The organism is Amycolatopsis sp. lyj-346, assembly GCF_046548975.1.
Classification (GTDB): Bacteria; Actinomycetota; Actinomycetes; order Mycobacteriales; family Pseudonocardiaceae; genus Amycolatopsis.
Map to the genome: position 1 here is coordinate 370,122 of NZ_JAJPWT010000003.1, position 11,994 is coordinate 382,115.

The 11,994-nt window shown below is 72.8% G+C and carries 11 protein-coding genes; 2 read left to right on the forward strand and 9 right to left on the reverse strand.

Going from position 1 to position 11,994, the window contains the following annotated elements:
- Position 1: 1 nt before the first annotated feature.
- Together ACLJQE_RS13435 and ACLJQE_RS13440 are read right to left on the reverse strand one after the other, a co-directional pair.
- Positions 2–1,564 carry a DNA polymerase Y family protein gene (locus ACLJQE_RS13435; protein ID WP_410639793.1) on the reverse strand — a complete coding sequence of 521 codons (1,563 nt, stop codon included), beginning with the start codon at positions 1,562–1,564 and terminating at the stop codon, positions 2–4.
- Between the two features lie 391 nt (positions 1,565–1,955).
- Positions 1,956–2,651: a hypothetical protein gene (locus ACLJQE_RS13440; RefSeq protein WP_410639522.1), complete on the reverse strand. Its 696-nt coding sequence runs from the start codon at positions 2,649–2,651 to the stop codon at positions 1,956–1,958.
- A gap of 240 nt (positions 2,652–2,891) precedes the next feature.
- On the opposite strand from ACLJQE_RS13440, the gene ACLJQE_RS13445 reads away from it, so the two are divergent.
- The gene (locus tag ACLJQE_RS13445) at positions 2,892–3,380 is read left to right on the forward strand and encodes a GNAT family N-acetyltransferase (RefSeq protein WP_410639523.1); all 489 of its coding nucleotides are present in this window, start codon (positions 2,892–2,894) and stop codon (positions 3,378–3,380) included.
- A gap of 44 nt (positions 3,381–3,424) precedes the next feature.
- Positions 3,425–4,162 (forward strand): hypothetical protein, encoded by a 738-nt coding sequence (locus ACLJQE_RS13450; RefSeq protein WP_410639524.1) that lies wholly within the window; start codon positions 3,425–3,427, stop codon positions 4,160–4,162.
- On the opposite strand, the gene ACLJQE_RS13455 is transcribed toward ACLJQE_RS13450, so the two are convergent.
- The 7 genes from ACLJQE_RS13455 to sucC form a co-directional block, all read right to left on the reverse strand.
- Positions 4,159–4,914, reverse strand: a complete 756-nt coding sequence (locus ACLJQE_RS13455) for a hypothetical protein (protein WP_410639525.1) — start codon at positions 4,912–4,914, stop codon at positions 4,159–4,161. The genes ACLJQE_RS13450 and ACLJQE_RS13455 overlap by 4 nt on opposite strands.
- A 71-nt stretch (positions 4,915–4,985) precedes the next feature.
- Positions 4,986–6,554: a bifunctional phosphoribosylaminoimidazolecarboxamide formyltransferase/IMP cyclohydrolase gene (gene purH, locus ACLJQE_RS13460; protein WP_410639526.1), complete on the reverse strand. Its 1,569-nt coding sequence runs from the start codon at positions 6,552–6,554 to the stop codon at positions 4,986–4,988.
- Complete coding sequence (gene purN / locus ACLJQE_RS13465) at positions 6,544–7,161, reverse strand: phosphoribosylglycinamide formyltransferase (RefSeq protein ID WP_410639794.1); 618 nt, start codon at positions 7,159–7,161, stop codon at positions 6,544–6,546. Before purN ends, purH begins: the two co-directional genes overlap by 11 nt.
- Before the next feature lie 78 nt (positions 7,162–7,239).
- Positions 7,240–8,748: a DUF6350 family protein gene (locus ACLJQE_RS13470; RefSeq protein ID WP_410639795.1), complete on the reverse strand. Its 1,509-nt coding sequence runs from the start codon at positions 8,746–8,748 to the stop codon at positions 7,240–7,242.
- Positions 8,749–8,883: 135 nt separating this feature from the next.
- Positions 8,884–9,669, reverse strand: coding sequence for a DUF5336 domain-containing protein (locus tag ACLJQE_RS13475; RefSeq protein ID WP_410639527.1), 786 nt, complete (start codon positions 9,667–9,669; stop codon positions 8,884–8,886).
- Between the two features lie 207 nt (positions 9,670–9,876).
- Positions 9,877–10,767, reverse strand: coding sequence for a succinate--CoA ligase subunit alpha (gene sucD, locus ACLJQE_RS13480; protein ID WP_086843519.1), 891 nt, complete (start codon positions 10,765–10,767; stop codon positions 9,877–9,879).
- 1 nt (position 10,768) lies between these two features.
- The gene (sucC, locus tag ACLJQE_RS13485; protein ID WP_410639528.1) at positions 10,769–11,938 is read right to left on the reverse strand and encodes an ADP-forming succinate--CoA ligase subunit beta; all 1,170 of its coding nucleotides are present in this window, start codon (positions 11,936–11,938) and stop codon (positions 10,769–10,771) included.
- Positions 11,939–11,994: the final 56 nt, after the last annotated feature.

The following is an 11,994-nucleotide window of genomic DNA, read 5'->3' on the forward strand; positions in this document are numbered from 1 at the left end:
CTCAGTCGTACACTCCCTCGACCGTCCACAGTGGATTTTCCGTGCCTGCGCAGTGCACCAGCACCGCTTCGGGTGGTTCGTCGCCCTCGCCGGCCAGCACCAGCTGGAGCCGCGCCCGCCGGGGACCCGGCCGCCGTCGGTCGCCCGCCAAGGGCCACGGGCCCGCCCAGCCCACGATCGCCCGCCCCGCGGCGCCGGCGATGCTGAGCCGTCGCGGGGGCGACGTCACCCGGTCGCGCGCGGTGATGCCGACGGCGCGGCCGCCGTCGTCGAAGACCTGCGCCGGGACCGGCCGGGCGAGGACCGTCGCCGGAGACGGAGACGGCAGCCGTCCCGGCCAGGTCGCGTCCGGCGGCGTCGTCCGCTCGCGCGGGTCGCCCCAGGGCACCAGCCGGACCCGACCCACGGGGTCGCGGCCGCCGTCGAGCACCGGGGTGAGCACGCCCTCGGGCCCGAGCAGGCCCTGGACCCGCACGAACGCGCGGGCCGCACGCTCGTCTTCCTCGTCGGAGCTGCCGTTCCGCCAGAGGTCCAGCTGCAGCGACCGGCCTTCGACGACCTCTTCGGGTTCCAGCCGCAGCCGCACGACACCGGACGTCGGACGCTCCCCCGGTGCGGCACGCAGCCAGCCCTCGAACTGCCAGCGCACGCGGTCGGCGACGCCGGCCGGGGTCAGCGGTTCGGCGCACCGCCACGCCCGGCCGAGGTGTTCGCCTTCTTCGGTGACCGCGTAGATGCCGAGCCGGGTGCAGGCGAGGCCGTGTCCGGCGAGGGCCGCGCAGAACCGCGTCGCCAGGCCCTTGGCGAGGAACGCCGCGACGTCGACCCGCTCGACAACGGGGTCGAACTCCTCCGCCAGTGCCAGTTCGGGCGGCGGCCGGCGACGCAGCGGCGGCCGTTCGGAACGGCCGCGCGCCAGCCGGTGCGCGAGCAGCCCGGCCGCACCGAAGCGGTTGGCGACGTCGCGTTCCGGCAGGGCGGCGAACGCGCCGAGCGTCTTCAACCCGAGGCGGCGCAACAAGTCGACCAGCTCCGCGCGGTCGGCACCGGGCTGGTCGAGCACGGTGATCGGAAGCGTCGCGAGGAACTCGGCAACCCGCCCGGGCGCGACGAACTCGCCGCACCGCGCGGCGAGCGTCGCGGCGAAGAGTCCCTCGGCGACGCCGACCTGACACTCGACCCCGGCCGCGGCGGCGACCTCGTCGAGCAGCCGTTCGACCAGAGCGTGTTCCCCGCCGAAGTACCCGGCGGCACCGTCGACGGGAACGGCGACCAGCCCGGGCCGCACGACTTCCACCCCGACAACGAGCCCTTCGACCGCCCGCGCGACGGCTTCGAACAGCCGCGCGTCCCGCCCGTCGTCGGCCGGGAAGACGGCGAGTTCCGGACAGTTCGACTGAGCGTCCCGCCGCCGCATCCCCCGCCGGACACCATTCCGCCGCGCGACGGCATTGCAGGCGACCACCCGGTTGGCGGTAAAGACGGCGACGGGCAGTGCGGCATCAACGTTGTTGACGGCCGCAGCGGCGACGGCGGGCCAGTCCGGACACCACAGGACGAGCATCCGGGTGGGGGCGTCGGCCGCACTGCGTTGGGAAGGGACGGTCATGTGACCTCCCGGGCCCGACCGCCGCCCCGGCTCGGGCGGAGGTGACGGAGTGGTCGGCCCGCGTACCGGGAGGGTCGGTTCGCGTACTTGGACAGTCGACTCGCGTACCCAGACGGTCGGCCCACGTACCTGGACGGTCGGCCCGCGTACCCAGACGGTCGGCCCGCGTACCCGGAGGGTCGGCCCGCGTGATCAGGGCCCGATCCCGCGTGACTGGAGGCGTAACTCGCGTGATTGGGGGCGTAACTCGCGTGATTGGAGGCGGATCCCGTGTGATTGGCGGGTCGACTCGCGTGATTGGGGGGTCGACACGGGTGGGGGTGGGGGGCTGTCTGGTGGGGTGGGGTCATGCGGTGGCCTCGCGGAGCGAGGGGGCCGGGAGGGCCTGGGTGACGCCGCCGTCGGGCGACGGGAGGTGGAGGTCGGCCGCGATCGGGCGGGCCGCCGCGCCGCGGCCGTGGGCTCGGACCTGGACTCGGCGTGACTGGAGGTGACCGTAGCCCTCCGACGGGCCCGCCCAGGGCCCGCGGCGGCACGACAGCTCCACGTCCGCCGCGGGCCACGCGCCGGCGGCCAGGAGCACCGCACCTCGGTGCCGGGCACGGGCCGACAGCCGCCGCGCCACGTGCGGCTGGACCGTCTCGGCCTGGACCGCCACCAGGTCCACGCCGTCGAGCAAGGCCGCGACCACCGACGGCAGTTCCGCGCCCGGGTGCGGAACCAGGGCCAGGCGGGCGACGTCCACGCCGTACTCGGCCGCCGCCGTGATGCCCAGGGACGGCATGCCGACCACCGCTGCCCACGAACCCGAGGTCGCGGCCGCGGCGAGGAGGGCGAGCAGCAACGACGTGCCCCCGTGGACCGCCACCGTGCTCCCGCGCCGGAGCCCGGCGCCGGGCAGCAGCCCGGCCAGCGCCGGGACGACCGGGAGCACCCTTCCCGTCGCCCTGGCTCGCTCGGCCTGGGCCGCCACGCGGCTCGCCGTGCTGACCCCGGGCAGGGCCGCCAGCCGGGCCACCGGCGGCTCCACCACAGCAGTCACCGCACGCACCTCCCCACCACGGACTAGGGCCGGCGGCCGAGCCTCTCCCAAGAACGCGACCGACGGCACTGGTTCGCCGCGGGGAAGGCGGCGGTTCCACGTCGAACACCTGTTCGACGTGATCCAGTCAACCGCGAACCCCTCGAGGTGTCAAGTCACCCACTGGTGGGAACGGCCGGGCCCGCGGCAAGGGAGGAGAATGAAGTTGCCCCCGCAAGGACCGGTCAGTAGACAGACGGCGTGGAGCTCACCGACGCCCGCCCCGAAGACGTCCCGGAACTGCTGGTCCTGCAGCGTTGCTGCTGGGTGCAGGAGGCCATCCTCAACGACACCCTCGACATCCCCGCCCTGCACGAAACCCTCGAAGACGTGCGCGACTGGACGAAGACGTGGTCGGTGTGGGTGCTGCGGCAGGATCACCGGCTGATCGGTGCCGTGCGCGCCCGCATGGACGAGGACCGCTGGGAGCTCGGCAGGCTGATGGTCGCGCCGGACCTCGCCGGGCGGGGGCTGGGCCGTCGGCTGCTCGCCCACGCCGAAGCCCACGCACCCGCCGAAGCCCGCCGGTTCGCCCTCTTCACCGGGGCGCGCAGTGCCCGCAACATCGCGCTGTACCAGCGGGCCGGCTACCGGCTCACCGACGCGCCGGCGGCCGGCGGGCACATCCGCGGGGCGGTCTACCTGGAGAAGGACGTCACACTGCGCGAAAAACCCGGTCCGGCCGCCTGACGCTGCGGCGTCGGCTAGATTGCCGGTGGACTTTGGGGGTGGCGATGACCAGACCGCGGAGACGGTCGATCCTGGGGGTCGTCGGCGTGCTCGTGGCGGTGGGCGCGGTGGCCTGCGGGGTGCCCGGCGCCACGGCCGCGGGCCCGGGACCCACGACCATCGGCGCGGAGTGGCGCTCGTTCCGCGCCGACGTCACCGGGATCCGCCCCGGCTCGGACGACCACAGCCTGTTCGTGCAGGTCGCGTTGCCCGGCAAGGATCCCGGCTGCGTCCGCGAGCCGCGGATCGAACAGGTCGTGGAGGCGAAGACCGACATCCGCGCCGACGTCGTCTACTCGACCCGGCCCGCGGCGGGTGGCTGCCAGGACAAGGTGCCCGCCGAGGTGCGGCTGACGACGGCGGACCCGATCGCGGACCGGACGGTCATCTTCAACGCCGACACCGGCAACGCCTGGCGCAAGCTCGGCGCGGGCTGGGGCCACTGCGACCGCCAGGGCACCTGCGCCCCGCCCGCCGATCACTGCGACCCCGCGTGGATCGGTGCCGCGGCGTCCGCCGCCGGCGCCGAGAGCCCGGGCACGACCCGCACCTGCGAGCCGGGCTGGCTGATCCTCGACCTCCGGAAGCACCAGGGCGAGCCGCCGGCCCGCACCGCCTTCCGCTGGGGCAACCCGGGCTGGACGGCGTTCGCGCAGGCCCGGTCCGGCGGCTGCGCGGAGATACTGGCGGCCGAGCCGAAGTTCCCGGTCGCGCTGTGCAAGGCGCTGCCCGCGCCCGCCTAGCGCGGCAGCTTCTTGACGATCTCCGCGCCGACCGCCTGCACGGCGGCGTCGGTCTCCTCCTGCGGCATCGGCGAGTTCGAGAAGAACCCCTTGTCCCAGCCGGACACGTCGAGGACGACGACGGTCGTGCCCTTCAGGACGTGCAGCTCGGACCCGCTGAACGCGCTCTGGGTGGCCAACCGGACCAGCACCGCCTTGTCGCCGATGCCGCGCACCTCCGTCGGCGGGATCGGCGGCGCCTTCGGCGTGAACAGGTCGTTCGCCTGCTCGCGCGCGTTCTCCCCGGAATACCGCGTGATCTGGACGTGCATGGTGGCGTCGCGGACGTTCTCGTCCGGCCCCGGCTTCCAGCTGCAGCCCTGCTGCTTGATGCCCGGCAGGTTCTGGTCGCCTTGGCCGCCCAGGACGAAGCTCGGGAAACCCGCCTTCTCCAGCACCGGCGCCGGTACCTGGCACTCGGCGGGCACCGGCGACGACGACGGCGCCGCGCCGGTGCTCGCGTAGTAGTCGCTCGCGAAGATGCCCAGCGGAATGCCGGCGCCGAGCAGCACCACGACACCGCCGACGATGCCGAGGATCAGCCCGGTCCGCTTCTTCTTCGGCGGCGGCACCGGCGCGCCGTAGCCGGGGGGCGGATACCCGGGCGGCGGATACCCGGGCTGTTGCGGATAACCCTGTTGCGGGGGGTACCCGGGCTGCTGCGAGTGGCCCGGGTACCCCTGCTGACCGTGGCCGTACGGCGGCTGCTGCATCGAGCCCTCCCTCTCGAAGCGCGGGTCGGTAACATCGGGGGGGCTCCGCCACCCGGAGCCCCCGAAAGCGGTCAGTGCGCGAAGTGGCGCGTCCCCGTCAGGTACATGGTGACGCCCGCCTTCTCCGCGGCCGCGATGACCTCGGGGTCGTGGACCGAGCCGCCGGGCTGCACGATCGCGCGCACGCCCGCGTCGGTCAGCACCTCGAGGCCGTCCGGGAACGGGAAGAACGCGTCCGACGCGCCGACGGCGCCCTTGGCCCGGTCACCCGCCCGGGTCACCGCGAGCCGCGACGAGTCGACCCGGTTGACCTGGCCCATGCCGACGCCGACGGTCGCGCCGCCGGCGGCGAGCAGGATGGCGTTGGACTTGACCGCGCGCAGCGAGCGCCACGCGAACTCGAGGTCGCGCAGGGTCTGCTCGTCGGCCGGGGCGCCGGTGGCGAGCTTCCAGTTGGCGGGGTCGTCACCGGAAGCGTCGATCGCGTCGGCCGTCTGCAGCAGGACACCGCCGGAGATCGGCCGGAACTCGACCGGGAACGCCGGGGCCGCCGGCAGCTTCAGCAGGCGGATGTTCTTCTTGCGCTGCAGGATTTCCAGGGCTTCGGCGTCGAAGTCCGGGGCCAGCACGACCTCGGTGAAGACCTCGGCGATCTGCTCGGCGGCTTCGCGGCTGACCGGCCGGTTCGTCGCGATGACGCCGCCGTAGGCCGAAACCGGGTCGCACGCGTGTGCCTTGCGGTGCGCTTCGGCGACGTCGACGCCGACCGCGAGACCGCACGGGTTGGCGTGCTTGATGATCGCGACGGCGGGCTCGGCGAAGTCGTACGCGGCGCGGCGCGCGGCGTCGGTGTCGACGTAGTTGTTGTAGGACATGGCCTTGCCGTGCAGCTGCTCGGCGTGCGCCAGGCCGGGCCGGTCGCTCTTGTACAGCGCGGCCTTCTGGTGCGGGTTCTCGCCGTAGCGCAGGACGTCGGCGCGCTCCCAGGTGGCGCCGAGGAAGTCCGGGAAGCCGGCGTCGACAGTGTCCTCGTCGGGGGCGTACGCGCCGGCGAACCACGACGCGACAGCCGTGTCGTACGCCGCCGTGTGCGCGTACGCCTGCGCCGCGAGGCGCTTGCGGTCTGCGAAGCCGAAGCCGCCGTCGGCGACGCGCTCGAGCACCCAGCCGTAGCGGGCCGGATCGACGACGACCGCGACGCTGCCGTGGTTCTTCGCCGCCGCGCGGACCATGGCCGGGCCACCGATGTCGATGTTCTCGACGCAGTCCTCGGCGCTCGCGCCGGACGCCACCGTCTGCGCGAACGGGTACAGGTTGACGACGAGCAGGTCGAACGCCGCGATGTCCAGCTTGCGCAGCTGCTCGACGTGGTCCGGGTTGCCCTGGTCGGCCAGCAGCCCGGCGTGGACGTGCGGGTGCAGCGTCTTCACCCGGCCGTCCAGCGACTCCGGGAAGCCGGTGACCTGCTCGACCGGCGTGACCGGGACGCCGGCGTCGGCGATGGCCTTCGCCGTCCCGCCGGTGGAGACGATCTCGACGCCGGCCGCGTGCAGGCCGGTCGCGAGGTCCAGGAGGCCCGCCTTGTCCGAGACGCCGATCAGCGCCCGGCGGACCGGGCGCCGTCCCAGGTCAGTGCTCACGAAATGTCACCTTTCGTCCGTCCACGGTGCAGCCACCGCGGCCGAGTCGCTCGATCGTTTCCACCAGCAGCCTGCGTTCGACGGCCTTGATCCGTTCGTGCAGGACGTTTTCGTCGTCGTCGCTCTCCACGACGACCGCCTCCTGGGCGATGATCGGCCCGGTGTCGACCCCGGCGTCCGCGAAGTGCACGGTCGAGCCGGTGACCTTGACGCCGGCTTCGAGAGCGTCGCGGACCGCGTGCATCCCGGGGAAGGACGGGAGCAGCGCCGGGTGCGTGTTGATCACCGTGAAGCGGCTGAGGAACTCGCTCCCGAGGATCTTCATGAACCCGGCGGAGACGACCAGGTCGGGCCGGTACGCCGCGACGGCCTCGGTCAGCGCCTTGTCCCACGCGGCGCGGTCCGGGTGGTCGGCGACGCGGACGGCGAACGACGGGATGCTCAGCCGCTCGGCGCGGGTGAGGGCTTCGATGCCGGTGCGGTCGGCGCCGACGGCGACGACCTTCGCCGGGAAGCCGGACCGCCCGGTGGCGTCCAGCACCGCCTGCAGGAGGGTGCCGGAGCCCGACGCGAGCACGACGAGCTTCACCGGAGTGGGCAGGTCCAACCGTTGAGACAGAGCGAGCTCCTTGCCGCGGGCGGTGCGCAGCCGGGGCGCACGGCGCTTCACCAGGTCACGTAAACCCTAACGGTCGCCCTCGCCCGGCTCGACGTCGCCGCAGGTCTCGGTGCCTCCGGTCACAGCATCGCCGGTGCCGGGGGCACTTTCACGTGAACGTGCTCCCTCCGCTCCCGGGGCACTTTCACGTGAAAGTGCCGGGTCGGCCAGGCCGAGTTCGGCGTCGGCCTCGGCTTCGAATTCCGCGTCCTCGGCGGAGATCTCCTCGTCCACTTCGGACGCTGCAGCCGCTTCGAGCTCTTCGACGGCTTCGGACGCTTCTTCGGGGTCGACGTCGTCGGCGTCTTCGAAGGCTTCGTTGTCTTCGAGGGCTTCGGGCGGCGGCGCGGGCGGCTCGTGCTCGCCCGCGAAGAACGCGACGAACGAACCCGGGATCACGATCCAGCAGAACGCGACGATCGAGGCGACGCCGACGGGGACGCTCACCGGGTCGAACGGGCCGTCGCCGAGCCGCCCGCCGGCCAGCGTGCCCAGCACGACGCAGCCGAGCGCGACGACCGCGCCGGCGACCGCGACCGCGCGGATGCGCTGCGCCGGATCGGCGTCGGCCCGGCGCAGCGACCAGCCGGCCAGCGCGCCGGCCGCCGCGGGCAGCACCAGCAGCGCCGGCCACCACGCCGCGTGGTGCTCGGGCAGCCCGCCGAGCAGCGGGACGGCGGGCACGGCGCCGCCGCGGTAGCCGAACATGCCGACGGTCAGCGGCCCGATCGAGAACCCGGGCCCGGTGATGAAGGACAACGCGGCCGTCACGGCGTTCGGCAGGTACAGCAGCGAGAGCAGGAAGAGCCCGGAACTCGTGCCGAACCCGGGTTCGTAGGTGTCGGACACCGTCGCCCACGACACCCCGGTCGCGACGGTGAAGACGGCGGCACCGCAGGCCACCAGGACCGCCAGGCTCGTCGCGCCGGTGCGCAGCCCGCGCAGCGCGAGCGGGTCGAGGCGGTCGGCGACGGCGTCCGGCAGCCCGCACGACCGGGTGATACCGGCGACCGAGGCCGCCGCGGCGAGCAGCCCGGGGACGACGCAGGCGAGGACCGGGTTCGCCGTCACGGCCGAGCCCTGCGCGCAGAGCGCCACGACGAGCCCGGCCACCGCGTGCGCGCCGGTGATCGCGATCAGCACCGGCCGGGCTTCGCGGAACGACCGGCAGCCGAGGCGGCGGGCGGCGGCGGACGCCGTCCGCGCGGCCAGCGCGACCACGCCCAACGTCGGCAGCAGCGGCAGCACGCCGAGCGGGTGACCGCCGATGCCGAGACGCACCTGGTGCGCGGCGAGCCAGCCGGGCCCGGCGGCCAGCAGCACGCCGGTGCCGGAGAAGGCGGTGCGGCCGGCGGTGAGGGCGACCAGGGCCAGCACGGTCGCGACGGCGGCGTAGCCGGTGACCAGCGGGCCGAGTGCGGCGGTGAGCAGCACCCGCGGCCGGGACGCCGTCGCCCGCTCGACGCCGGATCCCTGGTCACCCACCGCTTCACCCGGCCGGCGGGGGTCGTCGGTGAGCAGGTCCATGATCCGCACCTTGACATCCGGGTTGCTCCGTCCGGGTGAGCCACGCCGCCGCCGGACGGACTGGCTCACCCGGTCGGGTCACCTCCCACGCAAAACACCCGCTGTGACACCGAGAGTCACAGCGGGTGTTCGAAACGGACTGCGTCAGTTGGTCTTGCCGAAGCCGCCGGGCGGCGTGCCCGGGTTCTCCGGCGGCGGCTGCTGGAAGAACTGGCCCTGCTGCGGGGCGTACGTCGTGGCCTGCGGGCTCGGCGGCGGAGTGGTCGACGGCGGGTTCGGCGAGCCGTACTGCCCCGGCTGCGAGAACGGCGCCGACGGCTCACCGGTGGCGGCGACCGGCCCCGGCCCGTGGCCGGGCTGGCCGAACTGCTGACCGGGCGGCCCCTGCTGGCCGTACTGCTGCTGCTGGCCCGGCTGGCCGTACTGGCCGCCGTAGGACGGCGGGGCGGCGGGCTTCGGCGACGGCGGCTTGATGATGCCGTGCTCGATCAGCAACGCACCGACCGCGACGAGCATCTGCAGGATCCCCAGGATCAGGATGACGGTGACGATGCCCGGCGAAGTCTGCATCCCGACCAGCGCGTCCAGGACCTCGAGCGCGCCGAGGACGCTCAGCAGCGCCGCGAACGGCAGCGTCTTCGGGCCCTTCGGCAGCGCGTGCATCGCGGCGAGCAGACCACCGGCCAGCAGGAGCGTTCCGCCGAGGCCGACTTCGCCGTTGTCGGAGAAGCCGAGGAAGTACTGCACGAGGCTGAGGCCGGCGACGCCGAAGGCGAGCAGCAGCGGCAGGTTCTGCGTCAGGCCCGCCGCGCCGGACGGCGCCTGGTGCGAGTGCTGCTGCTGCGACGGGAAGCTGCTGGACGGGGGGCCGGGGGGCTGCTGGCCGCCACCCTGCTGGGGGTAGCCGGGCCCACCGCTGGGGAAGGTCATCGGATGCACTCCTGTCGGTTCGACCGGCACTCCGGGCGCGCGGGCGCCCGGAAGAAAGACGAGGCGGCTTGTGTGCGCAGAACGCTAGCGCACTCCACGGCCGTCAGCCCACCAGACGTGTGAATCCCCCGCCCGGTTTCGCACCGAACGGGGAAGGGCCGGGCACCGTGTGTGGTGCCCGGCCCGACCAGGAGTTACGCCTCAACCTCAGCCGAGGTTGTTGTACAGCTCACGCGCGAGGACGGCGGTCTCGCTCGGGGTCTTGCCGACCTTGACGCCGGCGGCCTCGAGGGCCTCCTTCTTCGCGGCGGCCGTGCCGGAGGAACCGGAGACGATGGCGCCGGCGTGGCCCATGGTCTTGCCCTCGGGCGCGGTGAAGCCCGCGACGTAGCCGACGACCGGCTTCGTCACGTTCTCCTTGATGTAGGCCGCGGCGCGCTCTTCGGCGTCGCCGCCGATCTCGCCGATCATCACGATGACCTTGGTCTCGGGGTCGGCCTCGAACGCCTCGAGGGCGTCGATGTGCGTGGTGCCGATGATCGGGTCACCGCCGATGCCGACCGCGGTCGAGAAACCGATGTCCCGCAGCTCGTACATCATCTGGTAGGTCAGCGTGCCGGACTTCGACACGAGGCCGATGTTGCCGGGGCCGGTGATGTCGGCCGGGATGATGCCGGCGTTCGACTTGCCGGGGCTGATCACGCCGGGGCAGTTCGGGCCGATGATCCGGGTCGTGTTGCCCTTCGCGACGGCGTGGGCCCAGAAGTAGGCCGAGTCGTGCACCGGGATGCCCTCGGTGATCACCACGGCGAGCGGGATCTCGGCGTCGATCGCCTCGATGACCGCGTCCTTGGCGAACTTCGGCGGCACGAAGATGACCGACACGTCGGCGCCGGTCTCCTTGATCGCCTCTTCGACGGTGCCGAAGACCTTGAGGTCCTTGCCCTCGATGGTGACGGTCTGGCCGGCCTTGCGGGCGTTGACGCCGCCCACGATGTTCGTGCCGGACTTCAGCATCTTGGTGGCGTGCTTCATGCCCTCGGAGCCGGTGAGCCCCTGGACGATGACCTTGCTGTTCTCGTTCAGGAAGATCGACATTTCACGCACCTGCCGCGGCGAGCTCGGCAGCCTTGTCGGCCGCGTTGTCCATTGTGTCCACCACGGTGACCAGCGGGTGGTTCGCGTCGGCCAGGATCTGGCGACCCTCGACGACGTTGTTGCCGTCCAGGCGGACGACCAGCGGCTTGGTGGCCTCGTCGCCCAGGATCTTCAGGGCCTCGACGATGCCGTTCGCCACCGCGTCGCAGGCGGTGATGCCGCCGAAGACGTTGACGAAGACGCTCTTCACGTCGGTGTCGTTGAGGATGACGTCCAGCCCGGCCGCCATGACCTCGGCCGACGCGCCGCCGCCGATGTCGAGGAAGTTCGCCGGCTTCACGCCGCCGTGCTTCTCACCCGCGTACGCCACGACGTCCAAAGTGGACATCACGAGGCCCGCGCCGTTGCCGATGATGCCGACCTGGCCGTCGAGCTTGACGTAGTTGAGGTTCTTGGCCTTGGCCTTCGCCTCGAGCGGGTTCTCCGCTTCCTTGTCCACCAGGGCTTCGTGGCCCGGCTGGCGGAAGTCCGCGTTCTCGTCGAGGGTGACCTTGCCGTCGAGGGCGATGATCTTGTCCTGCGGGTCGCGGACCAGCGGGTTGACCTCGACCAGGGTGGCGTCCTCGGAGACGAAGGTCTCCCAGAGCTTCACCACGACGTCGGCGGCCTCGTCGATGATGTCGGCCGGGAAGTTGCCGGCCTTCAGGATCTCGAGCGCCTTCGCCTTGTCGACACCGGTGATCGAGTCGACCGGGATCTTGGCGAGCGCCTCGGGGCGCTCGACGGCGAGCTGCTCGATCTCCATGCCGCCCTCGGAGGACGCCATCGCCAGGAAGGTCCGGTTGGACCGGTCCAGCAGGAAGGAGAAGTAGTACTCGGACGCGATGTCCGAGGCTTCGGCCACGAGCACGCGACGCGTGATGTGGCCCTTGATGTCGAGGCCGAGGATGGCTTCCGCCTTCTCCTTCGCCTCGTCGGGCGTCTGGGCCAGCTTGACGCCGCCCGCCTTGCCGCGGCCGCCGACCTTCACCTGCGCCTTGACGACGACCTGGTTACCGATCTGCTCCGCGGCGGCCTTGGCTTCTTCGGGGGTGCTAGCCACGGCACCCGGCAGAACCGGTACTCCGTGGGCGGCGAAGAGATCCCTCGCCTGGTACTCGTAGAGGTCCACTACTCCAGTCTCCTGACGACACGCCACTGCAGGTGGTCCGCGACCGGACCGCGCTG

Coding starts and splice junctions, on each gene's coding strand:
- ACLJQE_RS13450 (WP_410639524.1), top strand. CDS start 3,425: ATGACCAGACCGCGGAGACGGTCGATCCTGGGGGTCGTCGGCGTGCTC.
- sucD (WP_086843519.1), bottom strand. CDS start 10,767: ATGTCGATCTTCCTGAACGAGAACAGCAAGGTCATCGTCCAGGGGCTC.
- ACLJQE_RS13455 (WP_410639525.1), bottom strand. CDS start 4,914: ATGCAGCAGCCGCCGTACGGCCACGGTCAGCAGGGGTACCCGGGCCAC.
- ACLJQE_RS13435 (WP_410639793.1), bottom strand. CDS start 1,564: ATGCTCGTCCTGTGGTGTCCGGACTGGCCCGCCGTCGCCGCTGCGGCC.
- ACLJQE_RS13475 (WP_410639527.1), bottom strand. CDS start 9,669: ATGACCTTCCCCAGCGGTGGGCCCGGCTACCCCCAGCAGGGTGGCGGC.